The sequence below is a fragment of the Pinirhizobacter soli genome (genome assembly GCF_015905305.1).
Lineage (GTDB): Bacteria > Pseudomonadota > Gammaproteobacteria > Xanthomonadales > Rhodanobacteraceae > Pinirhizobacter > Pinirhizobacter soli.
In genome coordinates this window covers 1,591,618-1,611,675 of record NZ_JADZLQ010000001.1, presented here as the reverse complement: position 1 = coordinate 1,611,675, position 20,058 = coordinate 1,591,618, and the positions used below count along the sequence as shown (strand labels likewise).

The following is a 20,058-nucleotide window of genomic DNA, read 5'->3' as shown; positions in this document are numbered from 1 at the left end:
CCTACTGATTGACGAATCACTACGTCGTGGTTCGTGGAAAAAAAGGAAGCATCGAACGCGCAAGGTGTCAAAATATTGACGCATCGCCTTCGTCTGCCTTCGCTTGCACGGCCAAATAAAGTTGACGGTAGGCGTCGACGAGCTGGTCGAGCGTAAATGCGCGATTGCGTCCGCTCGGATTGGGCAGTAGCCAAATGGCGGAGCCCTCGAGGGTGGCCGTTTGCAAGCCCCAGGGCACATCCCGCTGACCCGATAGCGCGGTGTAGGCCGCCTTGCCGAGGAAAGCGACGAAACGCGGCGAATAGTGCCCAATCTTTTGCTTGAAGCGGGCAGCGGCGGATGTGAAATCCTCGATCGTTAGCTCGTCTGCCCGGGCGGTGGAGCGTTCAACGACTGTCGTCAGGCCGCAATGGTAGGCAAGGATCTGCCGGTCGTTTTCAGGCCGGATTTCATCCGGGGTGAAGCCTGCCAGATGAATCACGCGCCAGAAGCGATTGCTTCGTCCGGCAAAATGATGCCCCGTGGCTGCTGCCAGCATCCCGGGGTTGATGCCGCAGAACAGCACCGCAAGACGCGGGGCAATGATGTCCGGCAGCGAGTGGGTCATCCGCAGATCACGCTTACCGCCTTTTGTGCGAGCTTCCGCAGGTCCTTCCGGGGTGCGCCCGCCCGGGCACGCATGGCGATGGTGTGCAAGGTGGCCGAGGAGAGCAATGCCAGGGCCGCAGGATCGGCGTCCTTCTTCAGTTCGCCGGCGTCGCGCGCCATTCGCAGGCGCGCTTCGAAATCCGCATCCAGGGTACGGAAGCCATCCATGACGGCGCGCTGGATATCAGCATCGTCGATGGCCTCGGTGATGGCCGTGCCTACGACGAAGCATCCACGTGTACTGCCGTGGCCCGAAAAATAGATCGCAAGCGACGCGTCGTAGACGCGCATGAGGGTGTCCTTCAAGGCGCCGCCGCCTTCCAGTGCCTTGCGCATGGCCGAGAACTGGAGGTCCCAATAGCTGGCCAGCGCCTTGAGATAGATCGTGTGCTTGTCGCCGAATGCCGCTCGCAGGCTGGGCCGGTTCATGCCCGTGGCTGCCGTGATGTCGTCAAGCGAAGTCCCGGCATAACCGGTCTTCCAGAAGGCGTCGGCCGCCTGCCGCAGGGCGACTTCCGGCTCGTAGGCGCGCGGGCGCCCGCGCGGCTTTTTTGCTGCCATGTCTGGTTTTGGGCCGTCCCGCATAAATAGTGACCTTTCGTTTTAACCAGAATATTATTCGGATCGGTACAAAATCAAGCGCGGCGAAGAGCTGCCTTCAAACAAGCATCGTCCTTTCGCCCGGAGTACATTTGAAGGGCTGGCTCTGGCAAGACGGAGTACATCAGATGCACACCTCCCGCGCGCTCAGCGACACCACCATTCCGCTTGTTGGAGGAAAGGAAGGTCTTCCGGCGGTCGGCTTCGGGACATTGATTCCCGACCCTGCCGTGGCCAAAAGCGCCATCAAGGTAGCCTTGGAGACCGGGTATCGGCATATCGACGCGGCCGAGGCCTACCGCAACGAAGACGTGGTCGGGGCCGCGATGCAGGAGTCCATTGCCGAAGGCACCGTATGGCGTGACGATCTGTTCGTGACCACGAAACTGTGGAACAACAATCATCGTCCGGAGCGGGTCAAGCCAGCCCTGGAAGCGAGCCTCCGCCGGCTGCAGCTTGATCACGTCGATGGCTATCTGATCCACACACCCTATGCCTTCCAGCCTGGCGACGAGCAGTACCCGACGGGCGAAGACGGAAAACCGATCTACGATCCGGGAGTCACGTTGCTGGAAACGTGGCGGGCGATGGAAAGCCTCGTCGATGAGGGTAAATGCAGGTACATCGGCCTTTCCGATGTCCGCCTGGACAAGGTGAAGGAAATCTTCGCGGCGGCTCGCATCAAGCCCGCCGTGGTGCAGGTGGAATGCCACCCCTACCTGCCCGAGTGGGATCTGGTGGACTACTGCGCCCAGCACGACATCGTATTTCTCGCATTCGCGCCCCTGGGCCATGGCATGCGACCGAGCGTACTGAACGACCCGGTGATCACGGACATCGCCAAGCGCGTGGGTAAAACGCCGGCGCAGGTGGCACTGGCCTGGGCCTTGCAGCGAGGCACGGCATTCCTGACCACATCGACCAACCCGTCGCGCATCAGGGAAAATTTCGATATATCCAATCTCCCCGCAGACGCCTTATGGGAGATACGGCACGCCATCTCCACGAGGGTCCGGTTCAACGACGTGGTGGAGACTGGCCTGCCCGGATTCATCCCGCGCGAGTAGCGTCAGGACGCTTGCGGTTTTCTCCCCAGCCCGCCAATGCAAAGGTACTTGGTGTCGAGATAGTCCTCGATGCCCTGATAGGAACCTTCGCGGCCAAGACCTGATTGCTTCACGCCGCCAAACGGCGCGACTTCGGTAGTGATCAATCCTTCGTTGATGCCGACCATGCCGTATTCGAGCGCGGATGACACGCGGAAGATTCGACCCAGGTCCTGCGTGTAGAAATAGCTGGCAAGGCCGAATTCGGTGTTGTTGGCGATCTGGATGGCCTCGGATTCGTCCTTGAATCGAAAAAGCGGCGCAAGCGGTCCGAATGTCTCCTCGCTCGCCACCGCCATATCCGGGGTCACGTCGGTCAACACCGTGGGTTCGAAGAACGTGCCACCCAATGCATGGCGCTTCCCGCCAGCAATCACCTTCGCGCCCTTGGACGATGCATCACGCAGGTGTTCCTCGACCTTGCTGATGGCGGCGGCATCGATCAGCGGGCCGTTGTCGACGTCCGCCTCGAAACCATCACCCACCTTCAGCTCGCCGACCACTTCGGCCAGCCGCCTGGCGAACGCATCGTAGATGCCGTCCTGTACCAGGAATCGATTGGTGCAGACACAGGTCTGGCCGGAGTTACGGTATTTGGAAGCCACGGCGCCGTGCACCGCGCTTTCCAGGTCCGCATCGTCGAAGACGATGAAGGGCGCGTTGCCGCCCAGTTCCATCGATACTTTCTTGACGGTGCGGGCAGCCTGGGCGAGCAGGAGCTTGCCGACGGCCGTGGAGCCGGTAAAGGTGATCTTCTTGATCTTCGCGTTGCCGGTGAGCTCGCCGCCGATGGCAACGGCATCGCCGGTGATGATATTGACCACGCCGGCAGGGATGCCCGCCTCTTCGCACAGCACGCCCCAGGCAAGCGCCGATAAAGGCGTTTGCGGTGCAGGCTTGATGACCATGGTGCATCCGGCAGCCAGCGCCGGCCCCAGCTTGCGGGCGATCATCGACGAGGGGAAGTTCCACGGCGTGATCGCTGCCACTACGCCCACCGGTTCCCTGGTTACCAGGATCTGATGATCCTTCCACGGCGAGGGAATGATGTCGCCATACGTCCGGCGTCCTTCTTCGGCGAACCACAGGACGTAGGCCGCCGACATGCTGACTTCGCCACGGGCTTCGCGCAGCGACTTGCCCTGTTCGCGGGTGAGAATGCGCGCCAGGTCTTCGGTGTTTTCGGTGATCAGGGAGGCCAGGCGGCGCAAGAGCACGGCGCGTTCGCTCGCCGTTATGCCGCGCCAGGCAGGAAAGGCTTCATGCGCGGCATCGATGGCGGCACGCGCTTCTGTGGCACCGGCGTTGGGTACCTTGCCGATGACTTCGCCCGTGGAGGGATCGGTCACTTCCGTGCCTGTCGGGCCTGCCGCTATCCAGCGACCGCCGATGTAGTTGGCCTGTGCAAGAAGGGCCGGGTTTTGCAGGGAAAGTCGTGAGTTCATGATTCGATGTCACCCGGGAGGTTGCCCAATTCCTCGATGAACACGCGCGTGTTTTCGCGATAGTCCACCGGTACCGTGATCAGGTGCACGCCGCCGGCGTCGAGCGCTGCCTGAAGCGTCGGCAAAAATGCTTCGGTCGACTTGATGCGGTGGCCTTGCGCACCATAAGCCTTGGCATAGAGCTCGAAGTCGGGATTGGAAAAATCCATGCCGAAGTCCGGGAAGCCATCCACGGCCTGCTTCCAGCGGATCATGCCGTAGGCACTGTCCTCGATGATAAGCACCACCAGGTCAAGGCCCAGCCGCACGGCTGTCTCCAGCTCCTGGCTGTTCATCATGAAGCCGCCGTCTCCGCAGACCGCCATCACGCGTCGATGCGGATAAAGCACCTTTGCCGCGATGGCCGAAGGAAGGCCCGCGCCCATGGTGGCCAGCGCATTGTCCAGCAGCAGGGTATTGGCCACGTGCGTGCGGTATCCCCGCGCGAACCAGATCTTGTACATGCCGTTGTCCAGGCAGACGATGCCGTCGTCGGGCATCGCCTTGCGGACATCACGCACGATGCGCTGTGGCAACACCGGGAACGCAGGGTTTTCACCCCCTTCATTGAGGTGCTCCAGGATGCTCTTGCGCAGATCGAGCATCTTGGGATCGACCTTCACCTGCCCTGCAAGACGGTCGGCCAGCGCGGTGACATTGGCACCGATGTCACCAATGAGTTCGGCGTCGGGGTAGAACACCTGCTCTACTTGGGCGGGCTGGTAGCCGATGTGGATGACCTTGGGGCCACCGGTGATGCCGCCCATCAGGAACGGCGGTTTCTCCACCGTATCGTGGCCGATTGCGATCACCAGGTCCGCGCGCTTGATCGCAGCATGGATGTAGTCGCGCTCGGAAAGTGCAGCGGTACCCAGGTACAGGTTCGATCCGCCGGTGACGGCGCCCTTGCCCATCTGCGTGTTGAAGAACGGCACCTGCAACCGACGCACGAAATCCGAGAGCGGTTCCACGAGCCGTGGTCGGTTGCCAGCAGCTCCCACCATGATGATGGGGCAGGTGGCCTTCGCGATCATCTCGGCCGCGCGTTCCAGCGCCAGCGGTCCTGCCACGGGGTTGTCGACGGGGTGTACGGGTACCAGTGGCGCGTCGGCTTCTTCCACCGCGATGTCTTCAGGCAGTTCCAGATGCACGGGCCCCGGTCGTTCCTCGGTGGCGATGCGAAATGCATCACGCACCAGGGTAGGGATCGACGCCGCCGAGACAATCTGGCGCGTCATCTTCGTCAACGGGCGCATCGCCGCCACGACATCGACGATCTGGAACCGGGCTTGCCGCGCGCTCTTGATCGCCTTTTGCCCGGTGATGATCAGCATCGGCATGGCGCCCAGGTGCGCATAGGCGGCGCCGGTGGTGAAGTTCAGCGCACCGGGCCCAAGAGTGGACAGGCACACGCCTGGATGTCCAGTAAGCCGGCCTTCGGTGGCGGCCATGAACGCCGCGGCCTGTTCATGGCGGGTGAGCACCAGCTCGATCTTCGACGAGCGCAACGACTCGACGAAGTCCAGGTTCTCTTCACCGGGAATGCCGTAGATCCGCTTGACGCCCTCGTTCTCGAGCGCCGCAACCAGTAAGTCTGAGCCTTTTGCCATGGCGGCTACCTTCAATGGACGTGATCGGTTCGCTGCACTCAGTAGTGCAGGTTCAACTCGGGAACCGTGGGCTTGTTGGCCTCGTACAGATGCTGGAATTCCTCTTCGGACAGCTCATCCGGGGCGTACACCGCGATGCAATCCCAAACGCGGTCGGTGGGCCTGGGTTGCCGGGGGCCGCCGCGAAGGGAAAAGGTGACGCCTTCGCGGTCGAGGAATTCCGGCGCTTCTTCCACGCGCTCGATCGCCACGACATGGGGTGCGACGAGGAAAACGGCTGAGATCATGGCTGACTCCTTATCCGGCGCATCGGGCCCACCGGAACCGTGGACACTACTCTTCGGTGGTGTCCGTGACTGCCCTGGCGAGACAGATATTTTGTACCGGTCCGTACAATATTCTCGGAGAAGAAAGGTGTCAAGATTTTTATTCGATTTTGAACAAAAATACGGCACTCGTTGTCTCAGGACCGATCCACGTCCATCACCGCCTTGGCAAACGCCTCCGGCGCCTCCTGAGGCAGGTTGTGGCCGATGCCGCCGGTGATCAGTCGATGCTCGTACCTGCCGGTGAAACGCTTGGCGTAGCTGGCGGGTTCCGGATGCGGTGCGCCGTTGGCGTCGCCTTCCATGGTGATGGTCGGCACGCCGATGGAGGGAAGGGCGGCCAGCTTTTTTTCCAGCTCGTCGAACTTCGGCTCGCCCTTGGCCAGGCCCAGCCGCCACCGATAGTTGTGGATCGACACGGCCACGTGGTCGGGGTTGTCCAGGGAGGCCGCGGAGCGGTTGAAGGTGGCGTCGTCAAACGTCCACTTGGGCGATGCCAGCTGCCAGATCAGCCGGGCGAAGTCGTGCGTGTACTTCGCGTAGCCCGCTTCGCCGCGATCGGTGGCAAAGTAGAACTGGTACCACCACTGCAGCTCGGCCTTCGGTGGCAGCGGTGCCTTGTTGAGTTCCTGGCTGCCGATCAGGTAGCCGCTTACCGAAACCAGTGCCTTGCATCGCTCCGGCCAGAGCGCGGCCATGATGTCGGCGGTGCGGGCGCCCCAGTCGTAGCCGGCGATCACGGCTTTTTTGATTTTCAGGGCATCCAGCAGGGCCAGTCCATCGGTGGCAAGCGCTGCCTGCTGGCCGTTGCGTAGCGTGTCCGGTGAAAGAAAGCGGGTCTGGCCGTAGCCTCGCAGCGAAGGAACGATCACCCGATACCCGGCTTTCGCCAGGATGGGAGCGACGTCGACGTAGCTGTGGATGTCGTAGGGCCAGCCGTGCAGCAGCAGTACCGGCGTGCCGTCCATGGGGCCTTCTTCGGCGTAGGACACGTCAAGGACGCCCGCCTGGACATGTTTCAGTCTGTCAAAAGATGTGTGGGCGCCGGCCAACTTTTTTTCCGGGCCGGCTGACGCATTGCCCGGTTGCCCCCGGGCGATGGATGTCCAGCCGAGGTTTGCCGCCGCCATCCCCAGGGCTGCCGCCCCGAGGACCGTTCGCCGCTGGTGATCGACGTGATCGGGCATGACTGTTCTCCGTAAGGCCCTGCCGCACAGGGAACAGTACACCTTCGGATCGGCCGGAAAATCTGAGGATGGCCCGGCGTTTAGATCGATGCATGAATCCGGGGTGAAATGACCGTGTCCCGGCCATTCGCAAAAGCAGTCGGTCGGTGAAGGGGCGGTGTAATCCTGGCCGAATTTCGGTCGATTCCATGATTAATCGATGTTGCATCGCAGCAATGCATAAGTTGCCAGATTCGAAAGAATTTGCTTAACAAATCAATACATTTGCCGCGTTGCAACGCCAAAAATGATCGGTAATTTGGCCGTCCAGACATCCACCGACTCAGCCATGCAGCACTCTGGACACGAGCTTGTAACTTGTGTAAACCTCTGCTGAGCACGATTTAGATCGAAATAAATCGGCTAATCTTTTTTCTTGGCAGCCGCACGGGGCGAAGGGACGACCGCGTGCAAGGGCTTGCCGTTCTGGGGCGCTCACGATGATGGGGATGGCACAGGCATGAACACAAAGATCCACACGCGCAGGAAAGTACTTGCGCTGGCACTGCTCGCGGGCATGGGAGCCACGTCCGGGGTATTCGCTCAGTCCACCGTAGGCACGATCTACGGTTCAGTACCCGTCGGCGGCACCGAATCGGTACTGCTGGAAAGCAACAGCGGCGTGCGCCGCGAGATCTCCGTCGATGCCAAGGGGCGCTACACCGCCTCGCAGCTCCCGGTGGGCTCCTATACGGTGACCCTGCGCCGCGATGGCGCAACGGTTGACTCGCGCAAGAACGTCCAGCTCACGGTGGGCGGTTCGGCGGAAGTGTCCTTCAACGCCCCGGCTGCGGCCTCGGCGGAGAACGCCCAGAACCTCGGTGCCGTGACGGTAAGCGCCGCATCGCTTCCGGCGATCGACGTCACCACGGTCGACTCGCGCACGGTGATCACTTCCGAGCAGCTGGCCAAGCTGCCGCTGGGTCGCAATGCTGAGGCGATCGCCAAGCTCGCGCCGGGTGTCGCCACCAACACGGGTAACTTCACCGGTCCGACCGGCAAGCAGTTGGTTTCCTTTGGTGGTTCGTCCGCCACGGAAAACGCTTACTACATCAACGGATTCAACACCACCGATCCGCTGTTCGGCGCGGGTGGCCTCACACTGCCGTACGGCGCCATCGACCAGCAGGAAGTCTATACGGGCGGCTACAGCGCCCAGTACGGCCGTTCGGACGGCGGCGTGATCAACCAGGTGGGCAAGCGCGGTACCAATGAATGGCATTTCGGTGCCCAGGTGCTTTGGGAGCCTGAGTTCGCCCGCTCGAATGCGAGCAACGTCTATTACAACAATGGTTGGCCGGGCCTCTACGCGCCCAACCCGGCAGCGGAACCTCCGTCAGGCACCATATATATTCCGCGCGCGGAGAACAATTCCTGGGTCGAGACGGTCAGCGCCTACGCAGGCGGCCCCTTGATCAAGGACAAGCTGTATCTGTTCATCGCCGGTGAGTACGAGCGGGACCAGACGCGCCAGGTCAATTCGCTCGGGTCGACCAATCCCGCGCAGACCCAGCAGTACAACAACCCGCGCTGGTACGCCAAGGTCGACTGGAACATCACCGACAGCAACATCATTGAACTGACCGGTGCCTCCGACAAGCGCGAGGGTTCGGGCACGTACTATGCCTACGATTACACGGCGCGTCAGCGCGGTGCGGCCACGGGACCGGTCGACACCACCAAGACCGGCGGCAACCTCGGCATCATCAAGTACACCGGCTATATCACCGACGACCTGACCATCGATGCCTTGTATGGCAAGTACAAGACACACGATTACGATGTCCCGGGCGCCTACAACGAAAACCTCACCTATATCGGTAATTCCCAGAATCAAAACCCGGCGCTCAACGGAGGCGTCCCGCGCCTGAACAACCAGCTCCTGAACCTCGCCAATCCCGGGCGCGGCAACGAGATGAACAACCTGCGCGTCAACGTCACCTACCACTGGGGCGATCACACGATCGTCGCGGGTATCGATAACCAGAACTCGCGCGCAAACGACATCGGTACCGTCGATACGGGGCCGGGGTACACGTGGAACTACGGCGTCCAGTCCGACCCGTCGGCACCGCCCGCTGGCAATCTGCCCCCGCTCAACAGCTTCCCCAATGGCCAGTCGGGCTACTACGTCTCGCGCAATGTCGCCAATAACGCGGTGAGCGTTCGCTCAACGCAGCGCGCGCAGTACCTGGAAGACAGCTGGCAGGTCAGCGACCGCTGGCTGGTCAAGGCGGGTATCCGTAACGACCAGTTCACCATCTTCAATCCCTCGGGCGATGCGTTCATCACCGAAACCAAGCCGCAGTGGTCGCCACGCCTGGGCTTCAGCTGGGATGTGAACGGCGATTCGAGCTTCAAGGTGTTCGGCAACGCCGGCCGCTATTACCTGTCCCTGCCGCTCAACCCGGCAACGGGCGCTGCGGCCGGCTATGTCGCCACCCAGACCTACTTCACCTATAGCGGCATCGACCCCACCGGCGTGCCCACAGGCCTTACCCAGATCGGCCCGCCCCAGTCGGCCAACAACAGCTTTGGCCAGCAGCCCGATCCGCGCACGGTCACGGGCAAGGGCATTGGCGCTGAGAACCAGGATGAATACATCCTGGGCTTCACCAAAGAGCTGAGCGACAAGTACGTCTGGGGCCTGAAGGGCACCTACCGCAAGCTCAACAACGCCATCGACGACTTCTGCGACGTGAACCTTGTAACCACCAAGGCAACTGCGCAGGGTATCGACGTCGGCTCGACCAACAGCTGCTACCTGATCAACCCGGGTCGCGCCAATACGTTCGTGCTGATCGACACTGCAGGCAATCCGCAGCAGGTGACTCTCAATAACAGGGAGATGGGATTCCAGGCCCTCAAGCGCCGCTACTACGGCCTGGACGCCTTCATGGAGCATCCGTTCGACGGCACCTGGTACGGCAAGGTCAGCTATACCTTCTCGCGCAGCTACGGTAATACCGAGGGCCAGGTGCGTTCGGACCTCCTGCAGCTGGGTGGCTCGGCATCGGAAGACTGGGACAACGGCACGATCATGCAGTATGCCAACGGTCGCCAGAACAACGATCACACACACGTGCTGAAGTTCTACGGCTTCTACCAGATCGCGCCCGAATGGCAGGTGTCGGCGAACCTGGTGGTGCAGACTGGCCAGCCGAAGAACTGCCTGGGTGCCTATGGTCCGAACTACACCGACCCCGTGGGCTACGGCAATGCCTACCACTGGTGTGATGGCCAGCCGTCGCCCCCCGGTAGCCATGGCAGCTTGCCGACCATCCACCCGCTGGATCTGGGCGTGACCTATCGTCCGGCGTGGGGTGACAACAAGCTCGCCTTTGCAGCCAACGTGTTCAACGTGTTCAACGAGCAGAAGCCGATCTTCGAGAATCCCAACAAGACGGCCGGCGGCAACCAAACGCCGAACTACCTCTACGGCACCTGGACCTACAGCGAACAAGCACGCTACGCGCGCTTCAGCGTTAGCTACGACTTCTGATCCCCTCCAGATAAGTCTAGCGGCCGAAGGGCCTGCCTCCCCTGGCAGGCCCTTCTTTTTTGCCCGGAAGAAATATCCCGGAAGAATTCTTGCGGCAGCCTGTCGATTTCCGCTAGCGTCCTTCGACGCAAGGAAGAAGACGGCGCATAACGCGCCTTCACGGAGAGCGACATGCGTTTCATGATCCTTGTAAAGGCCACCGCGGAAACCGAGGCGGGGGTGCTGCCCAGCCATGAGCTGCTCGAGGCGATGGGCAAGTTCAACGATGAAATGATCAAGGCCGGGGTGATGCTGGCCGGCGATGGCCTGCACCCGAGTTCCCGCGGTGCGCGGGTGCGGTTCAACGGTTCCAGGCGTCAGGTGATCGACGGGCCCTTCGCCGAGACCAAGGAACTGCTGGCCGGCTTCTGGCTGATCCAGGCGCGCTCGCTCGACGAAGCCATCGAGTGGGTGAAGCGCGCGCCGATGGACGGGGGCACCGAGCTCGAGATCCGCCAGATATTCGAGATGGAGGACTTCGCCGAGGTGCTGACCGACGACCTGCGCAACCAGGAAGAGCGCCAGCGCGCCGAACTGATCTCCCGCCACTGATCGCCCCGACCTACATTCATCTCAAGGAAAAGACAATGAAGCTCAGTCCTTACGTGTTCTACAGCGGCACCTGCGAAGAGGCGATCAACCACTACCAGCGCATCCTGGGCGGCGACATCGTGATGATGTCGCGCTACGGTGATGGTCCCGGGGGCGAAGAACTGGCGCCGGAAGCGAAGAACCTGGTGATGCATGGGCGGCTGGTATTCGAAGGCCAGACCCTGATGGCTTCCGACGCGCATCCGTCGATGCCGAACAATGGCAGCCACGGCTTTTCGCTCGCGCTCAACTTCACCGACCTTGAGAAGGCCGAGCGGGTCTTCAATGGATTGGCCGAGGGGGGCAGCGTTACCATGCCCCTTCAAAAAACCTTCTGGGCCGAGCGGTTCGGTATGCTGACCGACCGCTATGGCATCGAATGGATGATCAACGCCGGCGAGTCGATCTAACCCATGAAGATCGTTCTATTCCGGCGTGGCGACGCCGATTCCGAAGCCGGGGTGAAACCATGGCCTGAGCTGGTGCAGGCCATGGGTGACTACTTCAGTTCGCTTGAGGCGGAGGGAAGGGTCTATGCAGGCGAGGGCCTGAAGCCCAGCAGCCAGGCGGTGCGCGTTACTTTCAAGGACGGCAAGGCGGTAGTCACCGACGGGCCTTTTGCCGAGGCACGCGAAGTGATCGCAGGCATCAGCCTGATCGATGTGCCCGACATGGAAGCCGCCGCCGAATGGCTCAAACAGTGGCCCACCGAAGACGCCCACGGCAACGCCGAGATCGAGATACGTGACCTGGGCTGTCCGGGTGGCCTGCCTGGTTTCGGCGATCCGGCCACGGCTGGGGAAGGGCGCCGCTACGCGGTGTTGCTGCTTTCCACCGACGCCGCCGAGGCCGACTTCATACCGCCAAACGAGGTGCTGGCGAAAATGGCCGACGCCAACCGCCGTGGCCAGGAAGCCGGGCACCTGATCGCGGGTGAGGGCCTGAAGTCCAGCCGCAGCGGCAAGCGCGTGAAGTTCACCGGCGGCAAGCCGCAGGTGATCGACGGGCCGTTCGCCGAGGTGAAGGAGCTGGTGGCCGGTTTCTGGATCGTCCGTGCGGCATCCATCGCCGGTGCGATCACCTGGGCCGAAAGCTATCCATTCCCGGGCAAGGAATGGGCCACCGTGGAAATCCGCCAGCTTTACGAGCAGGAAGAACTTTTTGGCCCGTGATGTCCACGCGACGATCGATGCTGTGTGGCGCATGGAAGCGCCACGCATCATCGCCGCCCTGGTCCGCGTGTTGCGCGATGTCGGCACCGCCGAGGAACTGGCCCAGGATGCACTGGTAGCGGCGCTGGAACAGTGGCCGCGTGATGGCGTGCCGGATAAACCCGGTGCCTGGCTGATGACCACTGCCCGGAACCGCGCCATCGACCGCATCCGCCACCGCGTGCTGGCGGAGAAAAAACACCAGACCATCATCCACGACCTCGACGACGCCTACGACCTGCAAGAGGCGCGCATGTTCGCCGCGCTCGACGACGACATCGGCGACGACCTGCTGCGGCTGGTCTTTACCGCCTGCCATCCGGTGCTCTCGCCCGAAGCCCAGGTCGCGCTGACCTTGCGCCTGCTTGGCGGCCTTTCCACCGATGAGATTGCCCGGGCCTTCCTGGTGCCCGAGGCCACCATCGCCCAGCGCATCGTGCGCGCCAAGCGCGCGCTGGCCGATCCCGCGGTCGTTTATGAAGTACCCCGCGGCGAAGCCTTGCAGGCGCGGCTGGCCGCGGTACTGCGCGTGGTGTACCTGGTATTCAACGAGGGCTATGCCGCCACCGCCGGTGGTGACTGGATGCGGCCGGCACTGTGCGACGAAGCCTTGCGACTGGGCCGCGTGCTGGCCGGCCTGATGCCGCTGGAAAGCGAAGTCCACGGCCTGGTCGCCCTGATGGAATTGCAGGCATCGCGCGCATCGGCGCGCACGGCGGCCGACGGCACGCCGATTTTGCTGCTCGACCAGGATCGCTCGCGCTGGGACCGCCTGTTGATCCAGCGTGGCCTTGCTGCCCTGGCCACCGCCGAGCGCCTGGGTGGCGCTGCCGGACCCTACGCCCTGCAGGCCGCACTCGCTGCCTGCCATGCCCGCGCCGTGCGTCCGGAAGACACCGACTGGAACCGCATCCACGCGCTCTACCAGGTGCTGCTGCGGCAGACGCCTTCACCGGTGATCGAATTGAACCGCGCCGTGGCGCTGTCGATGGCGCAAGGGCCGGCGGCAGCGCTGGAGATCGTCGACCGTCTGAAGGACGACCCTGCGCTGAGCGGTTACCACTTGCTCCCCAGTGTCCGAGGTGACCTGCTGTCGAAGCTGGGTCGCCACGAGGAGGCCGCCGCCGAGTTCCATCGCGCCGCGGCGATGACTCGCAACGATCGAGAGCGGAACCTGTTGAACGAGCGCGCCGCGGCTTCGGAAAAATTGGTGCATTCCTAGCCAAGGTCACTCGTTCTTCGATGGTGGCGCTTTGAGCCAACGGACCGGACGAATGAACCACCCAGGCATTCTCTGCCTGTCGACCCCAGTCACGTCATGGTGTTCATGACCGGTTAGCCAGCCGTGGATCACTTCCACGTCAACTTTGTTGGCGTGTACCGTGAGACGTGACGGCCTGGAAGGCTAGTACCCCGAGTTGCTAGTCGGCAGCGCGGACTTCGTTTGCTGCTGCTGTTGCTGCTGTTGCTGCGAGGTGTTCTGACGCATCTGCTGCTGTTGCAGCTGCAGATCCTGCGCGGTTTGAGATTTCTGCTGCTGCTGGCGGAGGATCTGCTGGTTCTCCAGCTGGGCGCGCTGCTGCATCTGCTGTTGCTGGGCGATGGACGCTGCCTGCGGGTTCACTGTGCGCACCACCGCCGGGGCCGGGTGCGGAGCGGTTGCCGGCGCCGATTTCGCCGTGGTCTGGGCGAGGGCGCCGAAACTTAGGCCAACCAACGCCAGGCCGGCAGCGAGGGGAATGATCTTGATCATGGGGTTTCTCCTTCTTCGATGGGCCTAGATTCGCGCTTCGATGGCGCTCAAAGAGTGAAATTCCCGCTAAGCGGGAACTTGCGTTCAGTCACATGCACAACCTCCACGCGCCACGGGGCAGGCTGCAAGTTCCTACAGCCGAAGCGAGTGCAGCGCCATGGCCCGTCCCATCTGGAGTGGCACCCTGTCTTTCGGCCTTTTGAACGTGCCGATCCGCCTGATGTCCGGCGAGCGGCATAACGACCTGCATTTCCGTCTCCTGGACCAGCGCGACAACAAGCCCGTGCGCTACGAGCGGGTGAACGCCGAATCCGGTGAGGAAGTGCCCTGGAAGGACATCGTCAAGGCGTTCGAGTACCGCAAGGGAAGCTACGTGGTGCTTGAGGAATCCGATATCCGCGGCGCCGCCAGCGAGGCCCATGAAGTGGTGGAAATCGATACCTTCATCGACGCTGGCGAGATCGGGCCCTCGTACTTCGAGAAGCCCTACATCCTGGTGCCGGCGAAGAAGGCCGAGAAGGGCTACGTGCTGCTGCGCGAGACGCTGAAGAAAACCAACCGGGTGGGCATCGCCCGCGTGGTGATCCGCACCCGGGAATACCTGGCCGCCGTGATGGCCCAGGACAATGCCCTGGTGATGAACCTGCTGCGCTATCCGGCCGACATCATCGATCCGGAGGACTACGGTCTGCCCGAAAAGGACACGAAGGCCTACCGCATCACCCCCAAGGAAATGGAGATGGCCAAGTCGCTGATCGAATCGATGGCGGGCACATGGAAACCATCCGACTATCGCGACGAGTTCCGCGAAAAACTGCGCAAGGTGATCGAAAAGCGCCTGGCGAAAAAGGGCGTCACCGCGGACATCGAGGAAGAACACGAGGCGCCGGAGGACGCCACCACCAACGTGGTGGACTTCATGGCGCTGCTCAAGCAAAGCATCGCCGGCAAAAAGCGCACGCCGGCGGCGAAGCGTGCTGGCGCGAAAGCGTCGAAGCCCGCTGCCAAGACTGCGAAGTCCGCGGGCAAGAAAGCCACGGCGAAAAAAGTGATGGGGAAGGTGGCAGCGAAGAAGACTGCCAAGAAGGCGCCCGCGAAGCGGGCCAGGGCCTGACGTGGAGAAATGGGGTCAGAGTAAATACTCTGACCCCATTGCGCGAAGCGAAGCGGAGCGCTACTTCCAGCCGCGGCGCATCGCCGCGATCACTTCGTAGGCCGCGCCCATGGTGTGGTAGTCGGTCTTGCCGGCGGGGCTCTTCTCGTCGTCGTACTTGCGGTTGTCGCGGGTAAGGATACGGAACCACGCGCCGTATTCGTGATCCACCAGATGCTCCCACGAGTACGCCCAGATCTTGTCGTACCAGGCGCTGTAGGAAGGATCGCCGCTGCGTTCGGACAACAGCGCCGCAGCCGCGAGCGATTCGGCCTGCACCCAGAAATATTTGTCGTCGTCACACACCGAGCCATCGGGTGCGAAGCCGTAGGCGATGCCACCGAATTCATCGTCCCAGGCGTGCTTCAAGGCCTCGTCGAACAGATGGCGTGCCGTCGGCAGCAACCACGCCGGGGCCTTGCCTTCGCCGCCCAGGAAGCGATCCAGGATCATCAGCAGCTTCGCCCACTCGGTCTGGTGGCCGGGCTGGAAACCCCAGGGACGGAACAGGTGCTTGGGGTTGTCCTTGTTGTAATCCCAGTCGACATTCCAGTGGATGTCGTAGTGCTCCCACACCAGGCCTTGGGCCTTCGCCGCCTGGCGGCGCGTCATGTTATCGGCCAAGAGCAGCGCGCGGTCGAGGTAGCGGCGGTCCTGGCTGGCCTCGTAGGCGGCAAGCATCGCCTCGCACATGTGCATGTTGGCGTTCTGGCCGCGGTAACTGGAGAAGTTCCAGTTCGCATCGGCTTCGTCGCGGTACAGGCCCGGGCCTGCCTCGAAGAAGTGTTTCTCCAGGAGGTCCCAGGTTTCGTCCATCCACGGCAGTGCTTCGAGCACGCCGGCCTTGACCGCCGTGGAATACGCCAGCAGCACGAAGGCCACGCCGTAGCAGTGGTTGGTGGTGTCTTCGGCCTTGCCATCGCGCAGAGTCCAGGCGTAACCGCCGGTGTGCGGGTTACGGTGCACGTCGCGCAAGTAGGCCAGGCCATGGCGCGCGGCCTCGATGTACTGCGGATCGTCGAACTCGATGGACGCCATCGCGTTGTTGAAGACGAAGCGCGTGCTGCTTACCAGGTGGCGGTGACTGCGGTCGTAAACCGTGCCGTCATCTTTGTAGTAGTGGTAGAAGCCCCCGGTGGGATCGAGCGAACGCGGATCGTAGAATGCCATCGTGGTGGCGATGTGCTCGCGCAACACGCTTTCGTCGTGGAAGTCGGGCAGGGTGGTCATGCGTTGTTCTCCAGGAAGGCATCGACTTCGCCGGCGTCGGGGATCGCGGTGAAGGAGCCCTTGCGGGTCACGGTGATGGCGCCGCACGCGGCCGCGTAACGCAGCAGCCCGTGCAGGCGGGGAATATCGGCCACCAGCGAGGGCAGGGTGGCGGCGGTGATGCCTTCAACGCTGAGTTTCGACAGCAGGCCACCGACGAAGGCATCGCCCGCGGCAGTGGTATCCACCGCGCGCACGGCGAAACCGGCGAACACGCCTTGCTGGCGCTTGGTGAACCACCGCATGGGTGCATCGCCGTCGGTCACCACCACCAGTTGCGCGGTGCCGGTCCAGATGCGTGCCAGCACGGATTCTTCGCTATCTTCCTGGCACAGGAAGGTGAGTTCCTCGGCGCTCAGTTTCACCACATCGGCCACCAGCAGGGCATCCCACATGCGTGGTCGCGGGTCGAAACCACGCGGCCACAGCGCCGGCCGCAGGTTCATGTCGAAGCTGACCAGTGCGCCCTCGTCGCGCGCGCGGCGCATGCCGGCCACGGTGGTGGCGGCTATCGCACCCTCGGTCATCGAATTGGAGCACACGTGGAACACGGCGACGTCCGTGAAGCCGTCGGCGTGGAAGTGCTCAGGCCGGAACAAAAGGTCCGCCGAGGGCGGCCTGTAGAAGCTGAAACTGCGCTCGCCGTTATCGGTCAGCGCCACGAAGGCCAGCGCGGTGTGCGCCTCGTCGGTGCGTACCACGCTACGGGTGTCCACGCCCGCATCGTGCAGGCTCTTGAGCAGGAAGTCGCCGAACATGTCCTTGCCCAGCATGCCGGCGAAACGTGCAGGCTGGCCCAGCCGCGCAACGGCCACGGCGACGTTCGCCGGCGCGCCGCCGGCAAAGGGAATATATGCGTCCGGCGCGCCGGGCGTGGCTTGCGGCTGAGGGTGGAAATCGATCAGCGCTTCGCCGAAACAGAGGATTGCAGGCATGGGGAACCGTGGGAAACCAAAAGGAAAAGCGGTGCGTCAGGTCGAAGGCAGGTTGCGTACCTTCGAGCCGGACACGCCATAGAACACGATGTACGCGTAGCAGATCAGCGGCAAGAAGAAGGCGTGCTGCAAACCGATGTGGTCGGCAATCACGCCCTGCAGCCAGGGAATCAGCGCGCCGCCCACGATCGCCATGATCAGAAGACTCGAAGCCTTGCTGGTCAGCGGGCCAAGGCGCTCGATGCCAAGGGCGAAGATGGTGGGGAACATGATCGAGTTGAACAGGCCGATGGCAACGATGCTGTACACGGCCACGGTGCCCGAGGTGCTCATGGTGGTGACCACCAGCAGCATGTTGACGGCGGCGAAGGCAGCCAGGAGCTTGCGCGGCGACAGGATGGCCAGGAGCGACGAACCGATGAACCGGCCTATCATCGCGCCCAGCCAATAGAACGACACGAAATGGCTGGCGCGCTGCTCGCTCATGTTGCCGATGTCCGGCAGCGACAGGTAGTTGACCATGAAACTGCCGATCGACACTTCGCCGCCGACGTAGAAGAAGATCGCCAGCACACCGAAGAACACATGCGGCGTGCGCAAGGCATCCATCAGGGTGTGGTTCGAGGTATCGGCCTGCTCGGTGGTTTCCTTCAGCGCCGGCAGGTTGAACAGGTAGACGAACACCGCCAGCAGTACCAGGACCACGGCAAGGCCGATGTACGGACCCTGCACGGCATGGGCTTCCTGCGTGCGGTAAGCCAGTTGCTCGGCCGCCGGCATGGCGTTGATGTCAGCCGCCGTGCGCACCTGGTTGGAAAGAATCAAAAAGCCGCCGAACAGCGGGGCCAGCGCCGTGCCGAACGAGTTAAGCGCCTGGGCCAGGGTGAGGCGGCTGGAACTGGTTTTTTCAGGACCCAGCAGCGCCACGTACGGGTTGGCAGCCACTTGCAGCACGGTAATGCCGGTGGCCAGCACGAACAACGCGCCCAGGAATGCCGGATACGAATGCGCCGCCGCAGCCGGCCAGAAGATCGCTGCGCCGATGCCGGCGATCACCAGCCCCGCGACGATGCCGAGCTTGTAGCCCAGGTGCGCCACCAGGCGGCCTGCCGGAAGCGACATGACGAAGTACGCGCCGAAGAAGGTGAACTGGATCAGCAGCGCCTGCGCGTAGCTCAGTTCGAACACGGCCTTCAGGTGCGGGATCAGGATGTCATTCAGGCAGGTAAGAAAACCCCACATGAAGAAAATGGTCGTCATCACCCCGAGCGCGAGGGGAAAATAGGTATACCGGCGGTCATCACCCGATGGGGTGGCGGAGCCTGGGCGCGGGGTTGAGGCAAAGGCCATTGTGTACTCCTTGGCTTGTTGTTCTTAGGGCGATGCGGGACGGCAGGATGAATCGCGTACCACCAGGCGCACGGGCGCGGTGGTATGGGTGGCTTCCATGTCAGGGTGGCCTATGCGGGCCAGCACGAGCTCGGCCGCCTGGCGGCCCCGGTCGCGTGGATCCACCGCAATGGTGGTAAGGGGTGGGACGCTCACGCTCGATTCGGCGATGTCGTCGAAGCCGACGATGGCGAAGTCCTCGCCCGGCCGCCGGCCGCGGGAGGTAAGCCCAAGCATCAGGCCAAGGGCCACCGCGTCGTTGTAGCAAACCGCCGCCGTGGGTGCGGGGTCGCGGTTGAACAGCGCGCCGGCCTGGCGTGCTGCTTCAAGGCGTGTGGGAGCGCTTTCCACCAGCCAGCCCGGTGCCACGGCAAGGCTGGCGGCCTTCATGGCGTCCAGGTAGCCCTGGCGGCGCTGGCGGCAGGAGCTGGAATCGCGGTGACCGCCAAAGAAGGCAATGCGCTTGTGGCCCAGTGCAATCAGGTGCTCGGTGGCAAGGTGCGTGCCGCGCTCGTTGTCCAGCACCAGGGTGTCCCAGGGTGCATCGTCCGCCGAGGCCTCGCCCAGCGAACGGTTGAATACCAGGAGCGGGGTGTGTCGTCCGACGGCGGCGATCACGCGCGCATCGTCGCTGCCTTCGGCCGGCGACAGGATGATGCCCGCCGGACCGTGCTCGATCAGCGAGGACAGCACCGCCTGCTGGCGCTCGGGCGATTCACCGGTGTTGCCCAGCAGGGTGACGTAGCCGGCGGACCCCAAGGCTTCGTCCACGCCGGCTGCAAATTCGGCGAAAAAGGGATTGCCCAGGTCGTTGATCACCAGAGCGACGGAGCTTGACGTGCGGCGGCGCAGGTTCGCCGCGGCGCGGTTGTACACGTAGCCCTGGCGCTTGAGTTCCGCCTCTACCTTGGCCCGGGTACGCTTGTTGACCAGTGGGCTGCCGCGCAGCACAAGCGATACCGTGGCGCGCGATACGTCGCAGCCGGCGGCGATGTCGGCAAGGGTCACCTTGCGCCGTGTTGGCGGCTTGCTATGCATGGGCATCGCGGACGGTCCTTTTCGCAGCGGTGTCGGGCATGCCTAGGGTCCCCTGGCGGAAGTGAACAGTCGGGCGGCCAAAAAAATCGCGGCAGCCGTGGCTGGATCATACTTGTAACGATCTAAACAAGGCCATCATCGCCTGTGAAGGACGCTAATTGCATCACGCGGCGCAGCA

General features: G+C 62.9%; 18 protein-coding genes. 7 read left to right on the top strand and 11 right to left on the bottom strand.

Going from position 1 to position 20,058, the window contains the following annotated elements:
• Positions 1–67 precede the first annotated feature (67 nt).
• Both mug and NDK18_RS07050 read right to left on the bottom strand, forming a co-directional pair.
• Complete coding sequence (mug, locus tag NDK18_RS07055) at positions 68–607, bottom strand: G/U mismatch-specific DNA glycosylase (RefSeq protein ID WP_250627397.1); 540 nt, start codon at positions 605–607, stop codon at positions 68–70.
• A complete protein-coding gene (locus tag NDK18_RS07050; RefSeq protein ID WP_250627396.1) occupies positions 604–1,209 on the bottom strand; it encodes a TetR/AcrR family transcriptional regulator in 606 nt (201 codons plus the stop codon). The genes mug and NDK18_RS07050 overlap by 4 nt, the downstream gene beginning before the upstream one ends.
• A 167-nt stretch (positions 1,210–1,376) precedes the next feature.
• Here NDK18_RS07050 and NDK18_RS07045 point away from each other — a divergent pair, with 167 nt between their 5' ends.
• Entirely contained in the window at positions 1,377–2,315 is a 939-nt protein-coding gene (locus NDK18_RS07045; protein WP_250625001.1) for an aldo/keto reductase, read from the top strand.
• A 2-nt stretch (positions 2,316–2,317) separates the two neighbouring features.
• Here NDK18_RS07045 and NDK18_RS07040 read toward each other — a convergent pair whose 3' ends face one another.
• The 4 genes from NDK18_RS07040 to NDK18_RS07025 all read right to left on the bottom strand — a co-directional run bounded on the left by NDK18_RS07040 (position 2,318) and on the right by NDK18_RS07025 (position 6,961).
• Positions 2,318–3,799 (bottom strand): NAD-dependent succinate-semialdehyde dehydrogenase, encoded by a 1,482-nt coding sequence (locus tag NDK18_RS07040; RefSeq protein ID WP_250627395.1) that lies wholly within the window; start codon positions 3,797–3,799, stop codon positions 2,318–2,320.
• A complete protein-coding gene (locus NDK18_RS07035; RefSeq protein ID WP_250627394.1) occupies positions 3,796–5,448 on the bottom strand; it encodes an acetolactate synthase large subunit in 1,653 nt (550 codons plus the stop codon). Before NDK18_RS07035 ends, NDK18_RS07040 begins: the two co-directional genes overlap by 4 nt.
• A 38-nt stretch (positions 5,449–5,486) precedes the next feature.
• The gene (locus tag NDK18_RS07030; RefSeq protein ID WP_250627393.1) at positions 5,487–5,735 is read right to left on the bottom strand and encodes a hypothetical protein; all 249 of its coding nucleotides are present in this window, start codon (positions 5,733–5,735) and stop codon (positions 5,487–5,489) included.
• Positions 5,736–5,911: 176 nt separating this feature from the next.
• Complete coding sequence (locus tag NDK18_RS07025; protein ID WP_250627392.1) at positions 5,912–6,961, bottom strand: alpha/beta fold hydrolase; 1,050 nt, start codon at positions 6,959–6,961, stop codon at positions 5,912–5,914.
• Positions 6,962–7,460: 499 nt separating this feature from the next.
• Here NDK18_RS07025 and NDK18_RS07020 point away from each other — a divergent pair, with 499 nt between their 5' ends.
• The 5 genes from NDK18_RS07020 to NDK18_RS07000 all read left to right on the top strand — a co-directional run bounded on the left by NDK18_RS07020 (position 7,461) and on the right by NDK18_RS07000 (position 13,565).
• Positions 7,461–10,502 carry a TonB-dependent receptor gene (locus NDK18_RS07020; protein WP_250625010.1) on the top strand — a complete coding sequence of 1,014 codons (3,042 nt, stop codon included), beginning with the start codon at positions 7,461–7,463 and terminating at the stop codon, positions 10,500–10,502.
• A gap of 171 nt (positions 10,503–10,673) precedes the next feature.
• Positions 10,674–11,093, top strand: coding sequence for a YciI family protein (locus NDK18_RS07015; protein WP_250625012.1), 420 nt, complete (start codon positions 10,674–10,676; stop codon positions 11,091–11,093).
• 35 nt (positions 11,094–11,128) lie between these two features.
• Positions 11,129–11,542: a VOC family protein gene (locus NDK18_RS07010; protein WP_250625014.1), complete on the top strand. Its 414-nt coding sequence runs from the start codon at positions 11,129–11,131 to the stop codon at positions 11,540–11,542.
• Positions 11,543–11,545: 3 nt separating this feature from the next.
• A complete protein-coding gene (locus tag NDK18_RS07005; RefSeq protein WP_250627391.1) occupies positions 11,546–12,304 on the top strand; it encodes a YciI family protein in 759 nt (252 codons plus the stop codon).
• 31 nt (positions 12,305–12,335) lie between these two features.
• Complete coding sequence (locus NDK18_RS07000; protein WP_250627659.1) at positions 12,336–13,565, top strand: RNA polymerase sigma factor; 1,230 nt, start codon at positions 12,336–12,338, stop codon at positions 13,563–13,565.
• Positions 13,566–13,748: 183 nt separating this feature from the next.
• Here NDK18_RS07000 and NDK18_RS06995 read toward each other — a convergent pair whose 3' ends face one another.
• Positions 13,749–14,096 carry a hypothetical protein gene (locus NDK18_RS06995; protein ID WP_250625018.1) on the bottom strand — a complete coding sequence of 116 codons (348 nt, stop codon included), beginning with the start codon at positions 14,094–14,096 and terminating at the stop codon, positions 13,749–13,751.
• 157 nt (positions 14,097–14,253) lie between these two features.
• On the opposite strand from NDK18_RS06995, the gene ku reads away from it, so the two are divergent.
• Positions 14,254–15,210 carry a non-homologous end joining protein Ku gene (gene ku, locus NDK18_RS06990; RefSeq protein WP_250625020.1) on the top strand — a complete coding sequence of 319 codons (957 nt, stop codon included), beginning with the start codon at positions 14,254–14,256 and terminating at the stop codon, positions 15,208–15,210.
• A gap of 60 nt (positions 15,211–15,270) precedes the next feature.
• Here the strand turns inward: ku and NDK18_RS06985 are convergent, their stop codons facing one another.
• From NDK18_RS06985 to NDK18_RS06970, 4 genes are all read right to left on the bottom strand, one after another.
• Positions 15,271–16,479: an AGE family epimerase/isomerase gene (locus NDK18_RS06985; protein WP_250625022.1), complete on the bottom strand. Its 1,209-nt coding sequence runs from the start codon at positions 16,477–16,479 to the stop codon at positions 15,271–15,273.
• Entirely contained in the window at positions 16,476–17,453 is a 978-nt protein-coding gene (locus NDK18_RS06980) for a carbohydrate kinase family protein (RefSeq protein WP_250627390.1), read from the bottom strand. Before NDK18_RS06980 ends, NDK18_RS06985 begins: the two co-directional genes overlap by 4 nt.
• A gap of 36 nt (positions 17,454–17,489) precedes the next feature.
• Positions 17,490–18,713: an L-fucose:H+ symporter permease gene (gene fucP, locus NDK18_RS06975; protein WP_250627658.1), complete on the bottom strand. Its 1,224-nt coding sequence runs from the start codon at positions 18,711–18,713 to the stop codon at positions 17,490–17,492.
• A gap of 114 nt (positions 18,714–18,827) precedes the next feature.
• Positions 18,828–19,880, bottom strand: a complete 1,053-nt coding sequence (locus tag NDK18_RS06970) for a LacI family DNA-binding transcriptional regulator (protein WP_250625884.1) — start codon at positions 19,878–19,880, stop codon at positions 18,828–18,830.
• Positions 19,881–20,058: the final 178 nt, after the last annotated feature.